The organism is Caulobacter sp. NIBR2454 (genome assembly GCF_027474405.1).
Taxonomy (GTDB): domain Bacteria; phylum Pseudomonadota; class Alphaproteobacteria; order Caulobacterales; family Caulobacteraceae; genus Caulobacter.
This window is the reverse complement of sequence record NZ_CP114871.1, coordinates 2,215,109-2,236,631: the sequence shown is the minus strand read 5'-3', so window position 1 is coordinate 2,236,631 and position 21,523 is coordinate 2,215,109. Positions and strand designations below refer to the sequence as shown.

The following is a 21,523-nucleotide window of genomic DNA, read 5'->3' as shown; positions in this document are numbered from 1 at the left end:
ATTAATATGCTTTCGATCAACAATCTCCGCGCCTCGGTTGAGGACAAGGAAATCCTCAAGGGTCTGACGCTCGACGTCCCGGCCGGCGAAGTTCACGCTATCATGGGGCCGAACGGCGCGGGCAAGTCGACACTGTCCTACGTGCTGTCGGGTCGTGGCGGCTATGAGGTGACCGAAGGTTCGGCGACCCTGAACGGCGAGGACCTGCTGGCGCTGGAGCCTGACGAGCGGGCCGCCAAGGGCGTGTTCCTTTCCTTCCAGTATCCGCTTGAAATCCCTGGCGTTCCGGCCCTGACCTTCCTGCGCACCGCGCTGAACGCCCAGCGCCGCGCGCAGGGCGAGGACGAGGTCGCGGCTCCGGCTTTCCTGAAGCTGGTCCGCGAGAAGGCGGCCGAGCTGAAGATCGATTTCGAGATGCTCAAGCGCTCGCTCAACGTCGGGTTCTCCGGCGGCGAGAAGAAGCGCATGGAGATCCTGCAGATGGCGATCCTGCAGCCCAAGCTGCTGATTCTGGACGAGACGGATTCCGGCCTCGACATCGACGCCCTGCGCATCGTCGCCGACGGCGTCAACGCCATGCGCGCGCCTGACCGGGCGATGCTGGTCATCACCCACTATCAGCGCCTGCTGGACCACATCAAACCCGACCGGGTGCATGTGCTGTCGGCGGGCCGCATCGTAGCCTCCGGCGGGCCCGAGCTGGCTTTGCAGCTCGAAGCCGAGGGTTATGACAAGTACGCGAGCGCCGCGTGACCGTCTCCCAAGCTATAGCGGCCGGCGATGTCGCCTTGCTGCCGTCGCGGCGGGACGAGGACTGGCGCTGGACCGACCTACGCGGTCTGATCCGCGCCATGCCGCCGATGTCGCCGGCGAGCGACCGGGTGTTCGAGCCCGGCGCGTTCGGCGAGGGCGACATCCTGCTGGTCAACGGCGTGGTGCGCGGCGACGTGAAGTCGCTGATCGTTCCGGCGGGCGAGCAGCGCACCGTGCGTCTGCGCGTGATCGCCGACACCAGCCAAACAGCCCACGGCGCCGACCTGAGCATCTGGGTCGGGGAGGGCGGCGACCTGACCCTGCTGGAGACCTACGAAGGCTTCGGCGAGGGCTATCTGACGGAGACCCGCCTCCACCTGACGGTCGAGGCGAACGCCAGGCTGGAGCGTATCGTGCTCGCCGCCGACGCAGCCGACGCCGTAGCGGTCAGCACCGCCACCGTCGCCCTGGCCGAAGGTTCGCGCTTCGAGCAGACGACCCTGACCACAGGCGCGCGCCGCCAGCGGCTGGAGACCCGCATCGCCCATCCCGGCGCAGGCGCGTCGGTCCGCATGGACGGCGGCTATCTGCTGGACGGCCAACGTCACGCCGACCTGACCACCGCTGTCGCTCATGAGGGTGTCGGCGGTGAGACCAGTCAGCTCACCAAGGGCATCGTCCGCGATCAGGCGCGCGGCGTGTTCCAGGGCCGCATCGTGGTCGAGCGCGGGGCCGACAAGACCGACGCCCGCATGGGTCACCATGCCCTGATCCTGTCCGACAAGGCCGAGATCGACGCCAAGCCGGAACTGCTGATCTACGCAGACGACGTCTCCTGCGCCCACGGCAACACGGTCGGCGCGTTGGACGAGGACGCCCTGTTCTACGCTCGCCAGCGGGGCATTCCGGACGCCGTGGCCCGCGCCATGCTGGCCGAGGCCTTTGTGGGCGAGGTCGTGGACCGCATCACCAATGACGAGGCCCGCGACGTGGCCCGTCGGTGGGTCGCCACACATCTGGGCGCGGTCTGATGGCATTCGACGCCGAAGCTGTCCGCTCTGAATTCCCGATCCTGTCGCGGCAGGTCAACGGCAAGCCGCTGGTCTATCTGGACAGCGCCGCCAGCGCCCAGAAGCCGCGGGCGGTGATCGACGCGATGACCCGGGCGATGGAGCATTCCTACGCCAACGTTCACCGCGGCCTGCACACCCTGGCCAACGAGACGACCGACGCCTACGAGGCGGCGCGGGCCAGCGTCGCGCGCTTCATCAACGCCGAGAGCGTGGACAACATCGTCTTCACCAAGGGCGGGACCGAGGCGATCAACCTTGTGGCTTCGGGCCTTGGCGCGACGATCCAGCCCGGCGACGAGATCATCATCTCGCAGGCCGAACACCACGCCAACATCGTGCCGTGGCACTTCCTGCGCGAGCGGCAAGGCGCCGTCCTGCGCTGGATACCGGTGCTGGACGATGGCACGCTGGATATGGACGCCTTCAAGGGTCTGCTGAACGCACGGACCAAGGTCGTCGCCGTCGGCCACATGTCCAACGTCACCGGCGTGATCAATCCGGTCGAGGAGATCGTCCGCCTGGCGCGTGAGGCCGGCGCCGTCACCGTCGTCGACGGCTGTCAGGGCGTGGTTCACCTGCCGGTGGACGTTCAGGCGATCGGCGCTGACTTCTACGCCTTCTCGGCCCACAAGCTTTATGGCCCCACCGGCATCGGCGCCCTTCACGGACGCACCGAGGCGCTGGCGGGGCTGCGGCCCTATCAAGGCGGCGGCGAGATGATCGGCATCGTGTCGATGGACAAGATCACCTATGCCGAGCCGCCACATCGGTTCGAGGCCGGCACCCCGCCGATCATCGAGGCCATCGGCTTCGGCGCGGCTGTCGAATGGATGAGCCAGTTCGACCGGGCCGAGATCGCCGCCTATGAACGCAGCCTCTACGACCACGCGGTCGAGCGGCTGTCTGGCCATAACTGGCTGCGGATCATCGGCGACGCGCCAGACAAGGGCGCGATTCTGGCCTTCACTGTCGAGGGCGCCCACGCCCACGACATCGCTCAGGTGCTGGATCGCTACGGCGTCGCCGTGCGCGCCGGGACCCATTGCGCAGAGCCGTTGATGGCCCGGTTCGGGGTCACATCGAGCGCTCGCGCATCCTTCGCCCTATATAACACCAAGGCCGACGCCGACGCTTTCGCCGACGCGCTGGTCAAGGCCCGCAGTTTCTTCAGTTAGACGCCAAGAGCACCCATGGACGACGCCACCCCGACCACCACCGCTCTGCCCCAGGCTGAACTCGACCGGCTGACCGACCAGCTGATCGAGAAGCTGAAGACCGTCTTCGACCCGGAAATCCCGGTCGACATCTACGAGCTCGGCCTGATCTACAAGGTCGATGTCTCGGACGATAAGGACGTGAAGATCGAGATGACCCTGACCGCTCCCGGCTGCCCGGTGGCCGGCGAGATGCCGGGCTGGGTGCATGACGCGGTCATGGAGATTCCGGACCTGAAGTCGTGCCATGTGGATCTGGTCTTCGAACCGCCGTGGGATCAATCGCGCATGTCGGATGAAGCCAAACTCCAGCTGAACATGTTCTAAGGCCATGGAAGTCGCAGCACGCCCCCGCCGTCCCCGTCCCAAGGTCGTCACCCTCAGCGACCGCGCCGCCGCGCGCGTCCAGGAGATCATGGCCAAGGCCGAGAAGCCTTATGCGGGCCTGCGGGTCGGCGTGAAGAACGGCGGCTGCGCCGGCCAGGAATACATCTTCGAATATGCCGAGGACCGCGCCCCTTTGGACGAGGTGGTCGAGGACAAGGGCGTCACCATCCTGATCGACCCCAAGGCCGTGCTGTTCCTGGTGGGCACCGAGATTGATTACGAGACCACCAAGCTGTCGTCCAAGTTCGTGTTCCATAACCCGAACGAGACGGACGCCTGCGGCTGCGGCGAGAGCGTCACCATCATTCCGCAGTCGGTCGAAGAGCGGGCATGAGCGCGCCGTACTTCGGCTCCTGCCATTGCGGGGCCGTGAAGTTCCGCGTGGACGCCGAGCCGGACGAGTTAACCACTTGCGATTGCTCGATCTGCGTCAAGAAGAACGCCCTGATGACCAAGGTGCATGAAAGCGCTCTGACCATCCTGGAGGGCGAGGACAAGCTGTCCCTGTATCAATGGAATACCCGCCGGGCGCAGCACCGCTTCTGCTCGGTCTGCGGCATCTACACCTTCCATCGCAAACGTTCGGCGCCGGACCACTACGGGATAAACATCTTCTGCCTGGACGACTTCGATCACACCGCCTTGCCGGTTCGCACCGCCGAGGGTGAAGGTATGACAGTCGAGGCTCCAGACGCCCGCCCCGAATGGCCTGGGCCGCGCGCGTGAAATCCATCCTCGTCTATTCCATGGGCGAGGTGATCGGCGACGGGCTGATCAAGCTGCCTTTTATCGCGGGCCTGCGCGCGTCCTATCCCGACGCCCGCATCACCTGGGCCGCCGCCAAGGGCGAGACGGTCTATGCCGGGCCGCTGAAGGCGGTTGTGGCCGGCTATATCGACGAAATCCTGACCCAGGGGCCGACCGGCGAAGCGGCGGGCGATATCCTGCCCTGGGTGAAGCCATTCGGCGGCCGTAGGTTCGATCTGGTCATCGACACCCAGGAGAACCTGCGCCGCAGCCTCGTGGCCCGGCGCGCGGGGCGTCGCTATGTGGGTAAGCCGTCGAAGGGCTGGCCCGAGGCCGTGACCGAGCGCCTTGCCGTCCTGCTGGCCCGCGCCACCGACGGGCAGGGGACGCCGCGCCCGCTGGTTCTGACAAATCCCGACGCCTTGGCCGCCGCCCAGATCCTGCTGCCCTTCGGTCCAGACTATGTGGGCTTCGCGCCCGGCGCGGGCGGGCAGGAGAAGCGCTGGCCGCTGGAGCGCTATCTGTCCCTCGCCATCCAGACCCAGCAGGCGGGCCGAACGCCCGTATTCTTCTTCGGGCCGGACGAGGCGACCGAAGCCAAGGCCGCGCGTCTGGCCGTGCCCGACGCCCTGTTCCCGGAGGCCGACCGCAAGGACGTGCTGACCCATGTGAAGGGGCCGCTGCTGGTCATCGCGCTCGCCTCACGTCTGTCCGCCGCCGTGGCCAACGACGCCGGGCCGGGCCACATGCTGGCGGCCGGCGGCGCGCCGCTGCTCAGCCTGCAGAAGGATCGGCGCAAGGCCGTGAAGTTCCGTCCCGCGGCGCGCGCGCTTGAAGTTCTGATCGCCGAGGACTACGGGCAGGACATGGCCGCCCTGCCGCTCGAGGTCGCGGCGGCCGCCCTGAACCGGCTTCTGGAGCAACGCAGCTGATGCCCATCATGGCCCCGATCTCCGCAGGCGAGCTGGTGGACAAGATCACCATCCTGCGGGTCAAGGCTGAGCGGATCGGCGACGTGGCCAAGGAAGCCAATGTCCGAAAGGAGTTGGCCCTGTTGGAGGCGATCGCCGCCGAGGCTCTGGTCGATACGGCCGAGATGGCGGACCTGACCGCCCAGCTACAAGCCGTGAATGCCGCTTTGTGGGATATTGAGGACGGCAAGCGGGATTGCGAGCGGCGGCGGGATTTTGGTCCGGACTTCATCGCCCTGGCTCGATCCGTCTATGTGGAGAACGACCGCCGCGCCGCGATCAAGCGGTCGATCAACGCTGCGGCCGGCTCCGACATCGTCGAAGAGAAGAGCTACAAGCCCTACCTTGCTAGCTAGGCTTTCTGGCGTCTGGAAGTTCGCTGTTCGATGAACCTCCCGACGCCGCGCTTTAACTGGTCGTTTGTCCTCTGCGACTAAGATGCAAGTCGCACCTGTACGGGTTGGTACGAGGGCGCTGAGGGAATATCGAGATATGTCGGCTGAGGTTGAAGCCAAACTGCGCGGCCCGGACGCGATAAAGCTGGCCCGCCGCGCCCTGGATCTGATGGAGACCCACCAGATCTGGCCGACGCCCCTCAACTACGAAATCTGGGTGAACTACGTCGCCGATCCTGATGGCGAGCTGGCGCGGGAACTGGGCGCGCTGCTGAATTCCGGGGAAGTGATCACCGAGGCCGTGATCGAGGCTCTGGCTTCCAAGTATCTGGCCAAGGCCCGCCTGAACGAACAGATCCGGGACGCCGGCGACCTGCTCGGCAAGGAGCTGGAGCTGGTTTCCAAGGCCATCAAGCAAGCGCGCCGCTCCACCGCCGCGTTTGGCGAGACCCTGAGCGGGGCCAGCAAGCACCTGGACGACAAGACCGATGGCGCGACCCTGCGCCTGCTGGTCGATCAGCTTTCCAGCGCCACCCGTCGCGCCCAGAGCGAAACCGAAGCGCTTGAGCAGCGCCTGACCGAATCCACCGCCGAGGTCGAGCGCCTGAAGGAGCACCTGGAGCAGGTGCGCCGCGACGCCACGACCGACGGCCTGACCAATCTGGCCAACCGTAAGGCCTTCGACGAAGAGCTTGAGCGGGCCTGCTCGGAGTCCCGCGAAGGGGGCACGATCCTGACCCTGGCCCTGCTGGACATCGACCACTTCAAGGGCTTCAACGACACCTGGGGCCACCAGACCGGCGATCAGGTGTTGCGTTACGTCGCCAGCGTCATCGGACGCGTCGGGGCCCCGCCCCGTTTCGCGGCCCGCTACGGCGGCGAGGAGTTCGCCATGATCTTCCCGGGCGAGGATGCGGCGACGGTCACCGCGACGCTCGAGGAAATCCGCCTGGAAGTGTCCTCGCGGATGCTGAAGCGCCGCTCGACCAATGAGGATCTGGGCACCATCACTATTTCCGCCGGCCTGGCCGAACTGCGCCGGGAAGAGGCGGGTCATGGCCTGATGGAGCGGGCCGACGCCGGCCTCTACGCCTCCAAGCGCGCCGGCCGCAATCGCGTGACCAACGCCGAGACCCTGTCCGTCGCGGCCTGATTTTCCGCTGGCGTTACCTTAGGGCCGCTTCCTAACGTTCTCTCAAAATAGGGAGGACGACCATGGCCGAGCACACCAAGGTCAAGTTCGAGATCGTGGACACGGTGGCGGTGATCACCTTGTCCGATCCCGCGACGCTCAACGCCGCCAGTATGGAGATGGCCCAGCAACTGTCGGCCGCGCTTGACCGGGCCGCCGGCTCGGCTCGGGCCATATTGCTGACAGGCGAGGGGCGGGGTTTCTGCTCTGGCGCCAATCTTTCCGGCGGTGGGACCGCCGGCCGTCCTATCGACGATGACGGCAAGCCGGACGTCGGGGCCTCGCTTGAGAAGGTCTACAATCCCCTGGTCACCCAGATGCGCGACCTGCCCATCCCCATCGTCACGGCGGTGAATGGCGCGGCGGCGGGGATCGGCTGCTCCTTCGCCTTGCTTGGCGACATCGTGGTGGCGGCTCAGAGCGCCTATTTCCTGCAGGCTTTCCGTCGCATCGGCCTGGTTCCCGACGGGGGCTCGACCTATCTGCTGCCGCGCCTGATCGGCAAGGCGCGAGCCATGGAGATGGCCCTGCTGGGCGAGAAGATTCACGCGCCCACGGCCCTGGAATGGGGCCTGATCAACCGCTGCGTCCCGGACGCGGACCTGTTGCCGACAGCCATGGCTATCGCCAAGGAGCTGGCCAATGGACCCGCCGCCCTGGGTTATATCCGTCAGCTGATGTGGGACAGTCTGGACGCCGACTGGGCCGGACAGCTCGAAGCCGAGCGCAAAACGCAAAAAGCCGCCGGCAAGACCGACGACTTTCTGGAGGGCGTGGCCGCGTTCCTGTCGAAGCGGCTCGCCGTATTCAAAGGGCGCTAGGGCCTAGTCTTCGGCGTCGGCGTCCACCGTCACGCGCGGCGGGGCGCGCATCAGGAATGCTGGCACGTCGTTGCCAAAGCCGACCACGCGACGGTCGTCGTCATCCCGGGGCGCGCGGGGCGCTTTGACGCCGCCACGGCTGGAACGCAGACCTTCCGGATCGGCCTGGGGGCGGGCTTCGCGTTGGTTCTCGGCGCGGGGACGACGTTCCGAGCGCTCACTGCGCTCTGGGCGCTCGCTGCGCTCAGGACGTTCAGCGGCCTCGACCTGTTCCGGCGCGGCGACGCGCTCAGGACGATTGCGGCTGCGCTCGCGGCGGGGCTTGGGTGCGGCTTCAGCGACAGTCTCGACGACTTCGGTCGCGGCTACGACTTCCACCGGCGTGGTGGCTGCTTGCGGCTCGGCCGACCGGCTGCGGCCACGGCTGCGGTCGGAGCCGCCACGCTCGCGCCCGCCACGTTCACGGCCACGGCCCGACTTTTCGGTCGTGCGGCGCTCGTCCTTGGCTTCTGACCAATCCAGGTCGATCACAGCTTCGGCCGGGGTCTTGCCGATCAGCTTGAGAACCTTGTCCAGGCCCTTGTCGTCGGCCGGGGTGACGATCATGAACGCTTCGCCGGTGCGGCCGGCGCGGCCCGTACGGCCGATGCGGTGGACATAGTCGTCGGCGTGGTGCGGCACGTCGTAATTGAAGACGTGGCTGACCTCGGGGATGTCCAGGCCGCGCGCGGCGACGTCGGACGCCACCAGCAGCTTCAGATTGCCGGCGCGGAAGTCGGCCAGAGTCTTCATGCGCTGCGACTGGTCCAGATCGCCGTGGATCGGCGCGGCGTCGAGGCCGTGAACCTTCAGCGACTTGGCGACGATATCGACTTCGGTCTTGCGGTTGCAGAACACGATGCCGTTCTTCACCTCGGAACGCTGGATCAACTCCCGCAGCGCCATGCGCTTGGCCTTGGAGTCCGACAGCGGGATGCGGGCGATGAACTGGGCGATGTTCTCGTTGGTGCTGGCCGGGCGGGTCACCTCGATCCGGGTCGGATCATTGAGGAACTGCTTGGTCAGGCGGGTGATTTCCGGCGGCATGGTCGCCGAAAAGAACAGGGTCTGCTTCTTGGGCGGCGTCATCTTGAAGATGCGCTCGATGTCCGGGATGAAGCCCATGTCCAGCATGCGGTCGGCTTCGTCGACGACCATGATCTGCACGCCGGTCATCAGCAGCTTGCCGCGTTCGAAATGGTCGAGCAGGCGGCCGGGGGTGGCGATCAGCACGTCGACGCCGCGGTCCAGCTTCTTTTCCTGGTCGCCGAAGGAGACGCCGCCGATCAGCAGGGCCCAGGACAGCTTGGTGCCCTTGGCGTACTTTTCGAAGCTGGCGGCCACCTGATCGGCCAGTTCGCGGGTCGGGGCGATGACCAGGGCGCGCGGCATGCGGGCCTTGGCCCGGCCGGCCGACAGCCGATCGATCAGGGGAAGTGTGAAGGCGGCGGTCTTGCCGGTGCCCGTCTGGGCGATGCCGAGGATGTCGCCGCCGGCGAGGGCGATGGGGATCGCCTGGGCTTGAATGGGGGTCGCGGTGGTATAGCCGGTGTCGGCGACCGCTTGCAGGGTCGTGGGGCTCAGCCCCAGGTCGGAAAATTCAGTCATGTCTCGCTAAGGCTGGTTTCGAAACCGCCCGTGCTTGGGCGAGCGGGCGGCGCGAATTCGCCAGACCTGTTCCGAATTACCGCCGGATATAAGAGACCCTGCGCTCAAGTCAAGTAAACGCTGGGTTTCGATCAGGCCGCGGGAGCCATTCTGCCCTTGGGTTCGACGCCCGAAAGAGCCTCTACGAAGCTCTCGCGCCAAGCGATGACGTCGTCGCGCCGAACGCCTTCCATCAAGGACTTCCAGCGCTTGATGCGCTCTTCGCGCGGCATGGCCAGGCCGCGTCGAATAGCGTCGGCCACATCCTCGCGACTGAACGGATTGACGATCAAAGCGTCCTTCATCTGGGCCGCGGCCCCGGCGAAGCGCGACAGGATCAGCACGCCGGGGTCTTCCGGGTCCTGCGCCGCCACATATTCTTTGGCCACCAGGTTCATCCCGTCCCGCAAAGGCGTGACGAGGCCGACGCGGGCGGCGCGGTAGATGCCGACCAGCTCATCGCGGCGATAGGGGCTGTTGACGTAGCGCAGCGGCACCCAGTCGAAGGTCGCGAACTGGCCGTTCACGCGGCCGGATACGGCGTCCAGTCGGTTGCGCAGGTCCTGGTAGGCCTCGACCGCGTCGCGGCTGAGCGTGGCGATCTGGAGCAGGAAGACCTTTTCGCGGGCCTCGGGCGTATCGGCCAGGTAGCGCTCATAGGCCAGGAACCGCTCCTCCAGGCCCTTGGAGTAGTCGAGCCGATCGACGCCGACGATCATCTGGCGGCCCGCCAGGCTTTCGCGCATGCGCTCGAAGCTTTCAGCCGCCGCGTCGGAGCTGGCCGCCGCTTCGAAATCGGCCACGTCGATGCCGATGGGGAAGACGCCCAATCGCGTGTGCTTGCCGAAGGCGAAGGCGTCGCCATTGGGCATCACCTCGCCTTCAGCCTCATTGATGATGTAGCCGGCCAGGGCCGCCTGCCACGCGGCGGCGTGGGTGCCGACGAGGTCGTAGTCGAACAGCGACGCCACCAGCTCCTGATGCTTGGGCAGGGTGGTCAGCAACTGCCGAGCCGGCCAGGGGATATGGAGGAAGAAGCCGATACGGTTCTTCACTCCCAGCCGCCGCAACTCCCGTCCCAGGGGGATCAGATGATAGTCATGGACCCAGATGATGTCGTCGGGCTGGATCAGCGGGAGCAGGGCCTCGGCGAAGCGGGCGTTGACGCGGCCATAGCCTTCGCCAAAGGGCCGCTCATAGGCCGTCAGGTCGATGCGGTCATGGAACAGCGGCCACAGCGTCTTGTTGGCGTAACCGTTGTAATATTCCTCTACGTCCTGGGGCTCGAGATCGACCTTGGCGACGGTGACCCCGTCGATGCGGTCAAGCTGGAGGTGGCCGGTGTAGCGCTCGGTGGTTTCACCGCTCCAGCCGAACCACACGCCCTGGTGTTCGCGCAGGGAGGCCCCGATGGCCATGGCCAGGCCACCGGTAGAGGCGGCGCCGACCTCGCTGGAGAACTGGACGCGGTTGGAGACGACGATCAGGCGGCTCATGCGGCGGCTCCCCGCTGTTCCCCCAGGCTGCTCTCAAGCCAGCGGAGCACTGTGTCCGGCCCGGAAAGGCGGAAGGTGGCGCGGGTAGGGCGTTCCTCGCCCACCAGGACGCCATAGCCCCCTTGCTCGACGGCTTCGCGGAAGCCGTCTTCGTCGGTCAGGTCGTCGCCGACAAAGACCGGCGTCGCGCCCAAAAAGGGGTTGCGGGCCATAAAGGCCGAAACGGCGTCGCCCTTGGTGGCGCCGGGGGTGCGCAGCTCGACCACTAAATGGCCGTCCTGCAGCGTCAGGCCATAGGCCGCGCTCACGCGTTCGGCGAGATCCACGCAGGCGTCGCGCGTCTCCGGCGCCAGGCGATAATGCAGGGCGACGCCAAGAGCCTTGGGTTCGACAAGCAGGCCGCTCTGGGTTCGCGCGAACGCCTCGAACGCTTCGATGGCGTCCGAAAGGGCAGGATGAGGCTCGGCCAGATGGGTTTCGTCCCCATGGCGAATCTCCAGGCCATGGGTGCCGGCCAGGCACGGCGTGCAATCTTCAAGGATGCGGTCGAGATCGGCCATGGCGCGACCGCTCACCACCGCCAATCTGCCATCAAGCCGCTCACTGAGGCGGCGAAGCAGGTCGTTGCGATAGAGATTGGGCCCGACGTCAGTCGGCTTCGGTTCGAAATGGGCGAGCGTGCCGTCCAGATCGAGAAAAAGCGCCGTCCTCGACAAGTCGAGGGGCGTGGGATGGTTGTTATTCAAAACAGTCTCTAGCTTTTCAGCTGCCATGGCGTCCCCGGGGCAATGGTTGCTGTACGCACACCGGCTGGACCGACGTGTAGAACGCCCTAGGTGGGGATTGGCGCCGCCCAGGCCAAATAAACGTAATGTGAGGCCATTTGCGGGGAACCGCAGAGCAGTTCGCGAGTTGCGTCGCTCGCTTCGCGACAAGATGGGCTTCTATCTCGCAGGATATATTGGCGAAATTCAGCCCGGCGTAACGCTATGCTGAAAACAAATAACGCCGCACTCTATGACGGGTGCGGCGTTATCTGCTCAGATTTAAACAGACTGAGATTGCTAGACGTCCAGATCATCCGCCGCGAACTCGGCGTTCTCCTGGATGAAGCGGAATCGCAATTCCGGTTTGCGGCCCATCAAGGTTTCGACCAGCGATTCCACGGACTCTTCCGAGCGCGGCAGCGTCACACGCGCCAGAGTACGCACCGCCGGGTCCATGGTGGTTTCCTTAAGCTGGGCGGCCATCATCTCGCCCAAGCCCTTGAAGCGGCCGATTTCGGGCTTCTTGTTCTTGAAGTCCGTCGCCAGCAGCTCGTCCTTGTGGGCGTCGTCGCGGGCATAGACCGTCTTGCCGCCGTGGCTGATCCGATAGAGGGGCGGCAGCGCCATGTAGAGGCGGCCGGCGCGGATCATGTCTGGCATTGTCCGATAGAAGAACGTGATCAGCAGTGATGCGATGTGGGCGCCGTCCACATCGGCGTCCGTCATGATGATGATGCGCTCGTAGCGCAGGTCTTCCTCGCGGTACTTGTTTCCGCCCTGCGCGCCCAGGGCGAGCATCAGGTCCGACAGCTCCTTGTTGGCGACCAGCTTGTCGCCCGTGGCGCTGGCCACGTTCAGGATCTTGCCGCGCAGAGGAAGGATCGCCTGGGTCTTGCGGTTGCGGGCTTGCTTGGCCGAGCCGCCGGCCGAGTCGCCTTCGACGATGAACAGTTCTGCGCCATCTACGGCCGAGCCGGAACAGTCGGCTAGCTTGCCGGGCAGACGCAGCTTGCGCGTGGCGCTGGCGCGCTGGACTTCCTTGTCCTTGCGGCGCTTCAGGCGTTCCTCGGCGCGCTCGACCACGAAATCGAGCAGGGCGCGGGCGGCTTTGGGGCTGCCGGTCAGCCAGTGGTCGAACGGGTCGCGCAGGGCGTTCTCGACGAGGCGCTGGGCGTCGCTGGACGACAGCTTTTCCTTGGTCTGGCCCTGGAACTCAGGATTGCGGATGAAGACGCTGATCAGGGTGCCGGCCTGGGCGATCACGTCGTCCGCGGTCAGGATGGCGCCGCGCTTTTCACCCACCAGTTCGGCATAGGCCTTGAGGCCCCGGGTCAGGGCGGCGCGCAGGCCGGACTCGTGGGTGCCGCCTTCGGGCGTCGGCACGGTGTTGCAGTAGGACTGCATGAAGCCATCGGCCTCGCCAAACCCGCGCGGGGTCCAGGCGATGGCCCATTCCACGGCCCCGGCCTCGCCCTGGCGCTCGATACGGCCGGCAAAGGGTTCGGGGGTGACCGTCTCCAGCCCCTTGGTGCGCTCGGCCAGGAAGTCGGCCAGGCCGTTGGGGAAGTGGAAGGTCGCTTCGGCGGGAGTCTGGTCGTGGATGCGCGACGGGTCGCACTTCCATTTGATCTGCACGCCGCGGAACAGATAGGCCTTGGAGCGGGCCATGCGGTACAGCCGCGCCGGCTTGAAGATCGCGCCTTCGCCGAAAATCTCGGCGTCGGGCAGGAATCTCACGGACGTGCCGCGCTTCTTGGACGGCGCGATCTGCTGCAGCGGTCCCAGGGGCTTGCCGCGCGAGAAGTCCTGGCGGTGCTCGAAGCCGTCGCGCCAGACGGTGACCTCGAGGATTTCCGACAGGGCGTTCACGACCGATGCGCCCACCCCGTGCAGGCCGCCAGAGGTCTCGTACGCCTTGCCGCTGAACTTACCGCCCGCGTGCAGGACGGTCATGATCACTTCCAGGGCCGACTTGCCCGGGTGTTTGGGGTGCGGGTCCACGGGCATGCCGCGGCCGTCGTCCTTCACCGTCAGGGCGCCGTCGGCGTCCAGGGTGACCTCGATGATCTTGGCGTGGCCGGCGACCGCCTCGTCCATGGAGTTGTCGAGGACTTCGGCGAACAGGTGGTGCAGGGCCCGTTCGTCGGTGCCGCCGATGTACATGCCCGGACGCTTGCGGACCGGCTCCAGCCCTTCCAGCACCTCGATGTCGGCCGCCGAATAGCTGCCTGGCCCGGATGCGGGCGCGCTGGCGGCAGGGGTCGGCGCAGCCGCGGAGGCCGGAACATGCGCGGGCGCGGGTTCGCGCGCCGGCAAGGGGTTGGCGGGCGGCGGGCTCAGGGCGTCGTCGAACAGGGAGGGAGGCTGGGACATTATCCGGGGAGTCTAGGCGATTCGAGCCGACACCCTTAGGCGCTGCGTGCAGTCCTGAGCAAGCGCGGCCTGAATTCCTCCCCCGCCGAAGCGGGGGAGGTGTCGTTCAGGCGTCAGTAGGCGCGGGGATAGGCCCCGGCCGGTCGTGCGTAGCGGTCACGCAGCTTGGAGCCGCGGAAGTCCGTAGGCTGCTGGTAGCCGCCCACGAAGACGGCGGTCGGCCAAGTGGTGGTCTCCAGCGGGTCGCCATTCCACAGCACTACGTCGGCGTCCTTGCCCACCTCCAGCGTGCCGACGGAGGACATTCCCCACATCTTGGCCGGAACAGCGGTCACGGACGCCAGGGCCGCCTGGTAGGGCATGCCGTTGGCCACCGCGAGGCCGGCGTTCAGACGCTGCAGGCGCAGGTTGTTGAAGTCGCGCGAGCCGGTGATGGCCACGGCGACGCCGGCGGCCTGCAGCCGGGCGGCGTTGTCGAGGCGGGCGCCCAGGGTCTCGAAGCTGTCGGGCAGGTCGGCCTGGGTGTCGACGATCACCGGCACGCCGGCCTTGGCGATGTCGGCGGCCACGATCCAGCCTTCCTCGGCGCCTTCCAGGATGATCTTCACCTTCTCCTCGGCCGCCAGCTTGATGATCTGGCGGATGTCGGAGGCCCGGCGAACGCGGACCAGCAGCGGGGTCTTGCCCTCGACCACCGGCACCAGCGCGTCGAGATCGATGCGCGAGAGGCCAAAGTCGCGGGTGGCGCCCTTTTCGAAGGCCGAGCGGTTGCGGGCGTAGGCGCGCGCATCCTCGAAGGCCGACTTCACCAGGACGATGGCCGCCCCGCGTGAGCCGCCGGCCGCGCGGGCCCCGGCCTGGCCCAGATCGAGGGCCACTGCCACCTTGGCCTTGGTGACGATGTCATCGTCGCCGGCCGCCAGACGGATCAGGGCGGCCTGGCCGGTGAACAGGCGAGGATCGCCATCGCCCGCGCGGCCGGCGGTCATGTCCTTCAGGTTCTCCAGCTCGATATCGCCGTCGTCACGGTGCGCGCCGCCGCCACCGCCCGAAAGGGTGGGGGTGACCGCCGCGCTGGTGACGCCGCCGTCACGGGCCAGGCCGATGACCGGGGAGTCCGGATTGATGCTGTAGGAGATATCGAAGCCGGCTGACATCTCGGTGCCCGACCCATCGTCCCGCGTCTCGCGGACGCCGCCGATTTCGGAAGCGGCGAGGTTGCTGGACGGGGCGATCAGGCCGGGGGTCACGACGCCGCCCTTGGCGTCGATGACGCGGGCGCCGGATGGAACCGACACGTTGGCTCCGACGGCGGTGATCTTGCCGTCGGTCAGGACGATGGTTCCCGACGCGATGGTTCCCGCCGCCGCGACCGTTTCGATCTTGGCGTTGGTGATGGCCACGGTCTCAGCCGAAGCGGCCGAGGCGAAGGCGAGGGCGCATGCGCCCGAAAGAAGAGCGATGCGGATCATTGGTGGAACGCCCCTTCACCCGGCTGGCCGAGTTCGAAATCGGATTTGGGCTGGTACTGCGGGTCACGCCGGTCATAGGCGAGGCCCCCGTCGATGAAGACCTTCTCGGCCTGGGCGTAGACGCTGAACGGATCGGCGGTCCACAGAACCACGTCGGCGGCCTTGCCGGCCACGAGGCTGCCGGTCTTGTCGGCGATGCCCAGGGCCTTGGCCGGGTTGGACGTGATCCAGGCGATGGCTTCGGCGCGTGGGATGTTCATGCCGATGCGGTTGCCCGCCGTCATGGCCAGGGCCGCTTCCTGATTGAGGCGCTGGGTCATGATCGGGTCGTCGGAGTGGATGACGGTGCAGGCGCCGGCCTTGTGGGCGATGGCGGCGTTGGCGTCGATCCCGTCCAGGCTTTCCATCTTGAAGCCGGTCCACGACGCCCAGGTGGCGAAGCAGACGTCGTCCTTGGCCAGCAGATCGCCGACCTTGTAGGCCTCGACCGCGTGGTGGAACATCGTCGTGCGGTAGCCGAACTCCTTGCCGATATCGAGCATCACGGCCATCTCGTCGCCGCGATAGCAGTGGTTCTGGACCAGGATTTCGCCGTTCAGGACGCCCATCAGGGTTTCCAGCTGCAGATCGCGCTTGGGCGCGTCCGCCTTTTCATTCTTGGCCACCTTGGCGCGGTAGTCGTCCCACTTGCGCTTGTAGTCGGCGGCGTTGATCCACGCCGCGCGATAGCCGGCGACATTGCCCATGGCGGTCGACGGCGCACGGCTGCGGCCGCCATAGACGCGCTTGGGGTTTTCGCCGCAGGCCATCTTCACGCCATAGGGCGCGCCGGGGAACTTCATGCCCTGCATGGTGTGCGAGGGGATGTTCTTGAGGGTTACCGAACGGCCGCCGAACAGGTTGGCCGAGCCGGGCAGGATCTGAAGGGTGGTCACGCCGCCAGCGCGCGCCCGGTTGAAGCCGGGGTCATGCGGCCAGACCGAATGCTCGGACCAGACCTGGGCGGTGTTAGGGTCGGTGATCTCGTTGCCGTCCGAACGGGCCTGCACGCCGGGCGACGGATAGACGCCCAGGTGGCTGTGGGCGTCGATGACGCCGGGCGTCACCCACTTGCCCTTGCCGTCGATCACGGCGACGTCGGCCGGAACCGGCGTTTCAGGACCGCCGACCGAAATGATCTTGCCGCCCGAGAAGAAGACGACGCCGTTCTCGATCTGCTGACCAGTGGCCGTCAGCACCGTCGCCCCGACGATGGCCGTCGGGCGGCCAGGCAGGGCCTTGTAGGTGGAGGGGAACGGAGCCGGGCCGGTCGTGGGATCAAGACCCGCGGGCAGCGGCTTGTGCTCTACCTTCTCGGCGGGCTTGGCCGCTGGTTTCGCCGCTTGCGCGGATGCGCTGGACGTCCCGGCGATCGCCAGACCCGTCAGCATGGTCGCGGCGAGCGCCGCCCTCATCAAACTACTCATTTCGCCCCCTCTAGAACGCGGGGCGAAATCGAGACCAGTTTTAGTATACGATCAAGCAAATAACGCCGAAGAACGGCGCTTTCCCGAAAACATTGCGAAAGCTTCATGTCGCAGCGCTTGCGGACCGTGGTTGACCTGATATCTTGTAATGCAAGATGACGTGCGAACAAAAGTCAGAAGCGGCCGAAACCCGGCGCGCCCAACTGCTCAAGGGGCTGGCCGAACTGGCCTTGCTCAGCGTGCTGAAGGGGCGGGCCCACTACGGGCTCGAAATCCTGGACCGGCTTCGCGCCGAGGCGGGATTGAACCTGGCGGAGGGGACGATCTACCCGCTGCTGCATCGCCTGGAACGCGCTGGCTTCACCAAGGCCGAATGGCGCATCGAGGACGCCGGGGCGCGACCTCGAAAATACTACGCCCTGACGGATCAGGGGCGGGCTGAACTCACCGAGCAACAGGCCGAGTGGACGCGCATCAGCGTCAGCCTTGGCGCATTTCTGCAAAGGGGCGGGGAATGACTGTCCAGAACACCGACGAACAGATGATCGAAGCCTGGCTTCGCCGCATGACCTGGGCCCTGGCGCGCATGCCGTCGCCGCAGCGAGAGGAGATCGTCGAGGAGACCCGCGTCCACCTTTTCGAGCGGCTGGGCCGAGGTCTGACCGTCGATCAGGCGCTTGAGGGTTTTGGCGCGCCGGACGCCTACGCCCGCCGCTTCATCGAGGAGATGGAACTGGCCGGCGCTTTGGGGTCGCAGCGGGTCAGCGAACTGCTGGGGGCGATCATCCGGCGGGTCCACAAGAGCATCGTGGCCTTCATCGCTTTCATCGCCGTGGTTTGCTTCATCTGCCTCGCCGGCGGCGCGGCCTGGACCATGGGCATGGAACTGATCGACCCGGTCCATACCGGTCTGTGGTCCGGTCAGAACAGCTTCTTCCTCGGCTGGAACGACGACCCCAGCAAGTTCAGGGAGCTGGCTGGCAACAAGATTTACGTCGTCTCGGCCTTCGTCATCGCCGGCTCCTATGTCTTCGGCCGGCTGGTGCTGCTGTGGGCGGCCAGGACGCTATCGCGACGCTAGGGGCGAAAAGGCAAAAGGCCCGCGGATCGCTCCGCGGGCCTTCTGTCTTCAGGCTAAGCTCTGACGCTTAGCACTTGTAGTACATGTCGAATTCGACCGGGTGCGGGTGCAGCGCCAGACGCATCACCTCTTCCATCTTCAGCTCGATGTAGCTGTCGATGAAGTCGTCATCCATGACGCCGCCCTTCTTGAGGAAGGCGCGATCCTTATCCAAGGCGTCCAGGGCTTCCTTGAGCGAGCCGCAGACTTCCGGGATCTTCTTCTGCTCGCGGGGCGGCAGGTCGTACAGGTTCTTGTCGGCGGGCGCGCCCGGATCGATCTTGTTCTCGATGCCATCGAGGCCGGCCATCAGAAGGGCCACGAAGGTCAGGTACGGGTTGCCCATCGGGTCGGGGAAGCGGGCTTCCAGACGCTTGGCCTTGGGGCTGTCCACGTGCGGGATGCGGATCGAGGCCGAGCGGTTGCGCGACGAATAGGCCAGCTTCACCGGCGCTTCGTAGCCGGGCACCAGGCGCTTGTACGAGTTCGTCGTGGAGTTCGAGAACGCGTTGATCGCCTTGGCGTGCTTGATGATGCCGCCGATGTACCACAGGCACATGTCCGACAGGCCGGCGTATTTGTCGCCGGCGAACAGCGGCTTGCCGTCGCCCCAGATCGACTGGTGGACGTGCATGCCCGAGCCGTTGTCGCCGAACATCGGCTTGGCCATGAAGGTGGCGGTCTTGCCATAGGCGTGGGCCACGTTGTGGATCACGTACTTATAGAGCTGCAGGCGGTCGGCCATGGTGACCATGGTGTCGAACTTCAGGCCGAGCTCGTGCTGGGCGGGCGCCACTTCGTGGTGGTGCTTTTCCGGCTTCATGCCGAGCTCGCCCATGACGGCCAGCATTTCGCCGCGCAGGTCCTGGCCGCTGTCGACCGGATTGACCGGGAAGTAGCCGCCCTTCGGACCCGGGCGATGGCCCATGTTGCCTTCCGGATAGGCCTTGCCCGTGTTGGTCGGCAGTTCGACCGAGTCATAGGAGTAGCCGGTGTTGTGGGGGGAGGTGTCCCACTTCACGTCGTCGAAGATGAAGAACTCGGCTTCCGGGCCAAAATAGACGGTGTCGCCCACGCCCGAGGACTTCACGTAGCTCAGCGCCTTCTTGGCGATGGAGCGCGGGTCGCGGTTGTAAGGCTCGTTGGTGTCGGGGTTCAGCACGTCGCAGAACAGGCACAGCGTCGTCTGCTGATAGAACGGGTCGATATAGGCGCTGCTCAGGTCCGGGCGCAGCTTCATGTCGGACTCGTTGATCGCCTTCCAGCCGGCGATGGACGAACCGTCGAACATCGTGCCGTCGTTGAGGAAGTCATCGTCGACCAGGTCGATGTCGAAGGTGACGTGCTGCATCTTGCCGCGCACGTCGGTGAAGCGGACGTCGACGTACTTGACTTCCTTTTCCTTGATTTCGGCAAGGATCTTTTCGGCGGTGCTCATTCGTTATCCCCTTTGATCTCGTCGTTCCGGCGTGTCGTCGTCAGACGGCGGCGGCGCCGTTTTCTCCAGTGCGGATGCGGATCACGTCCACGATGTCCGACACGAAAATCTTGCCGTCGCCGATGCGCCCGGTGCGTGCGGCGGCGATGATCGCCTCGATGGCCGCCGACGCCTGGGCGTCTTCGACCACCACCTCGATCTTCATCTTGGGCAGGAAGTCGACCACATACTCGGCGCCGCGATAGAGCTCGGTATGGCCCTTCTGACGGCCGTAGCCCTTGGCTTCCAGCACCGTCATCCCTTGGACGCCCATCTCCTGAAGGGCTTCCTTCACCTCGTCGAGCTTGAAGGGTTTGATGACGGCTTCAATCTTCTTCATGGAAACTCGGCCGGAGAGGGCCGCCTTTCATTGCATGGGCGCGACGGAGCATACGGTGGGGCGGGGCCACAAGAGGCCAGTCTTACGAATCCTTACCGGCCGCCTCAGAAGCTTCATATGCCCGAAAAATAGGCGATGCGAGCCCGCAAAATGAGCATGCGCAAAAGCGGCTTGTGAACGGCTGTTCGGCCCCTAGGATCGATGTCTGACAAGGGCGGAAGGGTGCATGTGATGCGGGATGACACGCCGGTTCTCATCGGCGCGGGCCAATTCACCTATCGCGGCGTGGCGGCCGATTCACCGTCTCCGCTCGAACTGCTGAAGATTGCGGCGAAATCCGCCGCCTCCGACGCCGGCCTTGATGAGGCTGTTCTTGCCGGGATCGACGCTTTGGCGGTCGTGGGTTTCTCGATCGACGCTCCAGGCGGGCTGTCCCGACTGCCGGTCCCGCGCCTTCTCAATCCGCCGATCAGTCTGGCTCGCGCCGTCGGCGCATCGCCCAGGATCGATCTGTACACATATACCGGCGGCAACACCCCCCAGATGCTGGTCAACCAGTTCGCCGAGCGCATCAGCCGCGGCGAGGTGGAGCTAGGCCTGATCGCCGGCGCGGAATTTCTCGGCTCGCTGATGAAGCGGCTGAAGGGTGGTCTGGGCTTCGGCGACGACTGGAGCGACGACGTAACTCAGCCGCCGAACATGGTCGGCGACCCCCGGCCGGGCGCCACGCCGCACGAGGAAGCCCACGGGCTGGCGTTTCCCACCAATACCTATCCGCTGTTCGAGAACGCCCTTAGAGCGCGGGACGGACGGTCGATCCCTGACCACCAGAAGCATATCGGCGACCTGTTCGCCCCCTTCACCCGTGTCGCCGCCGCCAATCCGCACGCCTGGTTTCCGGTTGAGCGTTCGGCGGAGGAGCTGATGACTGTGACGGCGGCCAACCGGATGGTCGGCTTTCCGTACCCCAAATACGTCAACTCGATCCTGGAGGTGGATCAGTCCGCCGCTGTCCTGATCGCAAGCGTGAGCAAGGCGCGTGAACTGGGCGTGCCCGAGGATCGCTGGGTGTTCCTGCACGGCTGCGCCGACGCCGCCGATCTTTGGAACCTGCTGGACCGGCAGGACTACCACTCCAGTCCGGCGATCCGCCTGACGGGCGAGCGTGCGCTGGACATGGCGGGTGTCCAGTTGGCTGACATCGATCTGTTCGACATCTATTCCTGCTTCCCGGCGGCGGTGCAGGTGGCGGCCGAAGAACTGGGCCTGGCTATCGACGACCCGCGCGGCCTGACCGTCACCGGCGGGCTTCCGTACTTCGGCGGGCCTGGGAACAACTACGCCATGCACGGGATCGCCGAGATGATGCAGCGACTGCGCGACCGGCCGGGCGGCTACGGTCTCTGCACCGCCAATGGCTGGCACCTGACCAAGCAGTCCGTGGGCGTCTATTCGACCCGTCCCGTCGAAGGGCGTTGGGAGCGGGAGGATCCGAAGGTGATCCAGGCCAGGATCGACGCCCTGCCGCATCCGCCTGTCATCGAACGGCCGCAGGGCGCGGCCACGATCGAGACCTTTACAGTCATCCATTCGCGGGAAGGCTATCGCATGGGCATCGTCATCGGTCGGGACCGGGAGGGGCGCCGCTTCGTCGCCAACACCCCCGAGGACGAGAAGACCCTGCGCGGGCTGGAGGCGGCGGAAGCCGTCGGCAGGACCGGAACCGTCGGCCCGCATCCGGACGGTGTGCGCAACCTCTTCATTCCGGACTGA

The 21,523-nt window shown here is 66.1% G+C and carries 21 protein-coding genes; 13 read left to right on the top strand and 8 right to left on the bottom strand.

The window, feature by feature from the left end; genetic code table 11:
- Positions 1–6 precede the first annotated feature (6 nt).
- From sufC to O5K31_RS10935, 10 genes are all read left to right on the top strand, one after another.
- On the top strand, positions 7–753 hold the full coding sequence (gene sufC / locus O5K31_RS10980) for a Fe-S cluster assembly ATPase SufC (protein WP_269713637.1): 747 nt from the start codon (positions 7–9) through the stop codon (positions 751–753).
- Complete coding sequence (gene sufD / locus O5K31_RS10975; RefSeq protein ID WP_269713636.1) at positions 750–1,784, top strand: Fe-S cluster assembly protein SufD; 1,035 nt, start codon at positions 750–752, stop codon at positions 1,782–1,784. Before sufC ends, sufD begins: the two co-directional genes overlap by 4 nt.
- A complete protein-coding gene (locus O5K31_RS10970) occupies positions 1,784–3,001 on the top strand; it encodes an aminotransferase class V-fold PLP-dependent enzyme (RefSeq protein ID WP_269713635.1) in 1,218 nt (405 codons plus the stop codon). Before sufD ends, O5K31_RS10970 begins: the two co-directional genes overlap by 1 nt.
- Positions 3,002–3,016: 15 nt before the next feature.
- Positions 3,017–3,367, top strand: coding sequence for an SUF system Fe-S cluster assembly protein (locus O5K31_RS10965; RefSeq protein WP_269713634.1), 351 nt, complete (start codon positions 3,017–3,019; stop codon positions 3,365–3,367).
- Positions 3,368–3,371: 4 nt separating this feature from the next.
- The gene (locus O5K31_RS10960) at positions 3,372–3,761 is read left to right on the top strand and encodes a HesB/IscA family protein (protein ID WP_269713633.1); all 390 of its coding nucleotides are present in this window, start codon (positions 3,372–3,374) and stop codon (positions 3,759–3,761) included.
- Positions 3,758–4,153 (top strand): GFA family protein, encoded by a 396-nt coding sequence (locus tag O5K31_RS10955; protein WP_269713632.1) that lies wholly within the window; start codon positions 3,758–3,760, stop codon positions 4,151–4,153. The genes O5K31_RS10960 and O5K31_RS10955 overlap by 4 nt, the downstream gene beginning before the upstream one ends.
- A complete protein-coding gene (locus tag O5K31_RS10950; protein ID WP_442867703.1) occupies positions 4,132–5,106 on the top strand; it encodes a glycosyltransferase family 9 protein in 975 nt (324 codons plus the stop codon). The genes O5K31_RS10955 and O5K31_RS10950 overlap by 22 nt, the downstream gene beginning before the upstream one ends.
- Positions 5,106–5,501, top strand: coding sequence for a DUF6165 family protein (locus tag O5K31_RS10945; RefSeq protein ID WP_269713631.1), 396 nt, complete (start codon positions 5,106–5,108; stop codon positions 5,499–5,501). Before O5K31_RS10950 ends, O5K31_RS10945 begins: the two co-directional genes overlap by 1 nt.
- A gap of 136 nt (positions 5,502–5,637) precedes the next feature.
- Positions 5,638–6,693 carry a diguanylate cyclase domain-containing protein gene (locus tag O5K31_RS10940; RefSeq protein WP_269713630.1) on the top strand — a complete coding sequence of 352 codons (1,056 nt, stop codon included), beginning with the start codon at positions 5,638–5,640 and terminating at the stop codon, positions 6,691–6,693.
- A gap of 62 nt (positions 6,694–6,755) precedes the next feature.
- Positions 6,756–7,553 (top strand): enoyl-CoA hydratase/isomerase, encoded by a 798-nt coding sequence (locus tag O5K31_RS10935; RefSeq protein WP_269713629.1) that lies wholly within the window; start codon positions 6,756–6,758, stop codon positions 7,551–7,553.
- Between the two features lie 3 nt (positions 7,554–7,556).
- Here the strand turns inward: O5K31_RS10935 and O5K31_RS10930 are convergent, their stop codons facing one another.
- The 6 genes from O5K31_RS10930 to O5K31_RS10905 form a co-directional block, all read right to left on the bottom strand.
- The gene (locus tag O5K31_RS10930) at positions 7,557–9,200 is read right to left on the bottom strand and encodes a DEAD/DEAH box helicase (RefSeq protein WP_269713628.1); all 1,644 of its coding nucleotides are present in this window, start codon (positions 9,198–9,200) and stop codon (positions 7,557–7,559) included.
- Between the two features lie 131 nt (positions 9,201–9,331).
- Positions 9,332–10,735, bottom strand: a complete 1,404-nt coding sequence (locus O5K31_RS10925) for an alpha,alpha-trehalose-phosphate synthase (UDP-forming) (RefSeq protein ID WP_269713627.1) — start codon at positions 10,733–10,735, stop codon at positions 9,332–9,334.
- Positions 10,732–11,481, bottom strand: coding sequence for a trehalose-phosphatase (gene otsB / locus O5K31_RS10920; protein ID WP_269713626.1), 750 nt, complete (start codon positions 11,479–11,481; stop codon positions 10,732–10,734). Before otsB ends, O5K31_RS10925 begins: the two co-directional genes overlap by 4 nt.
- A 318-nt stretch (positions 11,482–11,799) precedes the next feature.
- A complete protein-coding gene (gene parE, locus O5K31_RS10915) occupies positions 11,800–13,875 on the bottom strand; it encodes a DNA topoisomerase IV subunit B (RefSeq protein ID WP_269713625.1) in 2,076 nt (691 codons plus the stop codon).
- A gap of 113 nt (positions 13,876–13,988) precedes the next feature.
- Positions 13,989–15,347, bottom strand: coding sequence for an amidohydrolase family protein (locus tag O5K31_RS10910; protein WP_269713624.1), 1,359 nt, complete (start codon positions 15,345–15,347; stop codon positions 13,989–13,991).
- A complete protein-coding gene (locus tag O5K31_RS10905) occupies positions 15,344–16,813 on the bottom strand; it encodes an amidohydrolase (RefSeq protein WP_442867702.1) in 1,470 nt (489 codons plus the stop codon). Before O5K31_RS10905 ends, O5K31_RS10910 begins: the two co-directional genes overlap by 4 nt.
- A 155-nt stretch (positions 16,814–16,968) precedes the next feature.
- Here O5K31_RS10905 and O5K31_RS10900 point away from each other — a divergent pair, with 155 nt between their 5' ends.
- Together O5K31_RS10900 and O5K31_RS10895 are read left to right on the top strand one after the other, a co-directional pair.
- Entirely contained in the window at positions 16,969–17,331 is a 363-nt protein-coding gene (locus O5K31_RS10900) for a PadR family transcriptional regulator (protein WP_269713623.1), read from the top strand.
- Positions 17,328–17,894, top strand: coding sequence for an HAAS signaling domain-containing protein (locus tag O5K31_RS10895; protein ID WP_269713622.1), 567 nt, complete (start codon positions 17,328–17,330; stop codon positions 17,892–17,894). The genes O5K31_RS10900 and O5K31_RS10895 overlap by 4 nt, the downstream gene beginning before the upstream one ends.
- 67 nt (positions 17,895–17,961) lie before the next feature.
- On the opposite strand, the gene glnA is transcribed toward O5K31_RS10895, so the two are convergent.
- Positions 17,962–19,371, bottom strand: a complete 1,410-nt coding sequence (glnA, locus tag O5K31_RS10890) for a type I glutamate--ammonia ligase (RefSeq protein ID WP_269713621.1) — start codon at positions 19,369–19,371, stop codon at positions 17,962–17,964.
- Between the two features lie 40 nt (positions 19,372–19,411).
- The gene (locus O5K31_RS10885) at positions 19,412–19,750 is read right to left on the bottom strand and encodes a P-II family nitrogen regulator (protein ID WP_269713620.1); all 339 of its coding nucleotides are present in this window, start codon (positions 19,748–19,750) and stop codon (positions 19,412–19,414) included.
- A gap of 201 nt (positions 19,751–19,951) precedes the next feature.
- On the opposite strand from O5K31_RS10885, the gene O5K31_RS10880 reads away from it, so the two are divergent.
- Positions 19,952–21,523 carry an acetyl-CoA acetyltransferase gene (locus tag O5K31_RS10880; RefSeq protein WP_269713619.1) on the top strand — a complete coding sequence of 524 codons (1,572 nt, stop codon included), beginning with the start codon at positions 19,952–19,954 and terminating at the stop codon, positions 21,521–21,523.